At 41.3% G+C, this 2,280-nt stretch carries 3 protein-coding genes; 1 reads left to right on the top strand and 2 read right to left on the bottom strand.

Going from position 1 to position 2,280, the window contains the following annotated elements; translation table 11 throughout:
- Window positions 1-251 precede the first annotated feature (251 nt).
- On the bottom strand, window positions 252-734 hold the full coding sequence (locus tag ACUW85_RS09435) for a PepSY domain-containing protein (protein WP_083067943.1): 483 nt from the start codon (window positions 732-734) through the stop codon (window positions 252-254).
- Between the two features lie 107 nt (window positions 735-841).
- Window positions 842-1,636 carry a carbon-nitrogen family hydrolase gene (locus ACUW85_RS09440; protein ID WP_259345422.1) on the bottom strand — a complete coding sequence of 265 codons (795 nt, stop codon included), beginning with the start codon at window positions 1,634-1,636 and terminating at the stop codon, window positions 842-844.
- A gap of 272 nt (window positions 1,637-1,908) precedes the next feature.
- Between ACUW85_RS09440 and ACUW85_RS09445 the strand changes: the two genes are divergently transcribed.
- Entirely contained in the window at window positions 1,909-2,223 is a 315-nt protein-coding gene (locus ACUW85_RS09445; RefSeq protein ID WP_048726040.1) for a metal ABC transporter solute-binding protein, Zn/Mn family, read from the top strand.
- Window positions 2,224-2,280 lie beyond the last annotated feature (57 nt).

Genomic DNA, 2,280 nt, shown 5'->3' on the forward strand with positions numbered 1-2,280 from the left:
TTAAATAGCTTAGACCGCTGTTTTGCTTTGAAATAAGTGGAACAAGTCATGAGCGTTCCTAGAAACACGCCATTTTAATGGCGTTGTAGTTCATTATAGAAAAGAAATCAGAAAAATACTAGCAAACAGGACTCGCTCCGTCCGAAAGAAATCAAGCATTTAAGCGTCTATTATCTTTATCCAAAATAAACTTTCCCAAACGAAAAAGGTGGCCTACTCAAGTACCACCTTTTCTAAATGATGTATGCTAATTAGTTATCTTTTTCAACATTTAAGATATTACCTGTTGTTGCGTCGATATCATACGCAAATTCCCGGTCACCATCTATAGTAAATTCAATTTCATAATGGGCAACGTCATCGTAATCATCATCATCGTCATCCACATCATCTAATTCAATTTCACGTTCTGTTAAGGCATCTTCAGTTAGACCAGCGTCGTCTAAAGCAATTTGCCACGCTTCATCTTCAGAAATGAATTCTCCTGAAGCAGCTTGGTTGGCTTCACTTGAGCCTGCACTCTCATTGCTACCATCTGCATTGTCATCCGCGTCGTCACCTGACGTATCTTCTGAACTAGGTACCGTTTCAGAGCTTGTTTCAGTTGAAGAAGCTTCTTGGCTGGTTGTTTCAGCTGTTTCGCTTGTAGTCGTATCTTCTTGACCACTGTTACCGCATGCCGCAAGCAAGAATACTGAAGCGAATAATGTTAGCGCACCTGTTTTTAATTTCATGGAATCTCCCTTTCGTTAAGCATAGTGTCGACTACTATAGTTAGCGTGATCGCCAATCTTTTATACATTATAACATATAGAAAAACAGCTTCAAATATTTTTATCACTTATATATTATAGATGTCTGGTCTTCGGTCATTAAAGACGTTAATCGATGACCGAATACCTTCAATAACAGAAAGGTCTATCTCACCGTATTTTACGCCTACTTGTAAATCAGGAGAAACAACATACTCGCCCCAAGGATCAATGATGGCTGAATGACCGCCATATAAAGCCTCTTCGTCCCCATTAACCGGTCCTCTTGAATTAGCCGATACGACAAACAACTGGTTTTCGATTGCCCGTGCCCGTCCCAAAGTATCCCAATGTAAATTCCGGACTTCAGGCCAAGCAGCCGGTGCAAATACAATCTGTGCATCCGCTAAGGCTAAAGCCCGCACCCACTCAGGGAATCGCAAGTCATAACAAGTCACAATCCCGCATTTGACCCCGTCCAATTCAAAGGTCACACTCGCTTCACCCGCTTCAAAATAACCATTTTCCTTGACCGGTGAGAATAAATGGGCCTTATCGTAAGCTGCAATCTCTTGCCCTTTTCGGTTATAGATATAGGCCGTATTAAATAGCTTGTCACCACGCCTATTGGCCACCGAACCCCCAACCACATTGACTTGGTAGTTTTTAGCGAATTGGCTTAAAAATTGACGACTCACCTTGCCATCCTCGTCCGCTCGCTCTTTCACGTCTTCCGGTAAGAAGGATGTATTCCATAATTCTGGCAGCACAATCACATCCGGTTGATTGGCCGTCGCTTCTACCATCAACGCTTGAATTGTTTGAAAATTCTCTGCCACCTGGCTTTGTTGTAAGGCTGCTTGTACAATCGCAATTTTCATCATATTCCTCCTAATAACCCTTTTACCCATTATATATGAGTCCCTTCCAAAAGTAATTTAAAGGGCTTAATTTCTTGGAAAAAGAGCCTTCGTGGTCTATATGACGGACATTTCATGTAAATTTTAGTTGACTACTTGATCCGCCATATGATAAATTACCGGCATCAAATCGTAACCATTACGATTTACTTACTTTGCCCCTGGCTAAGGCAAAAAATATATTGGGTACCCAAATACATGTGATTGAATATTATTTTGGAAAAGAGGATGCATTGATGAATAAGAGTTTGACATTCGCTTTAATGACCTTAACGGGAGCTGCCCTTTTGGCGGCATGTGGACAAGCAAATACTGAGGCAGTTGCGGGAAATGACGGGGGCAAATTAGAAATTGCAACAACGATATACCCTGTTTATGCCTTCACAAAAGAAATTGTTGGCGACCATGCTGACGTGAGTTTAATGGTACCAGCGGGCACAGAAGCCCATGATTATGAACCTTCTGCAAAACAAATTGCGGCCCTAAACGAATCAGATGTCCTAATTTACCACAATCAACTACTCTCTGTTAAAACAGAGAGTTTGTCCTAAACATGGTGGTTGTACAAACGATATAATATCTCCAACCGTTTAAAGACACTAAGGGAT

Source organism: Aerococcus sp. 150760013-2 (assembly GCF_053627715.1).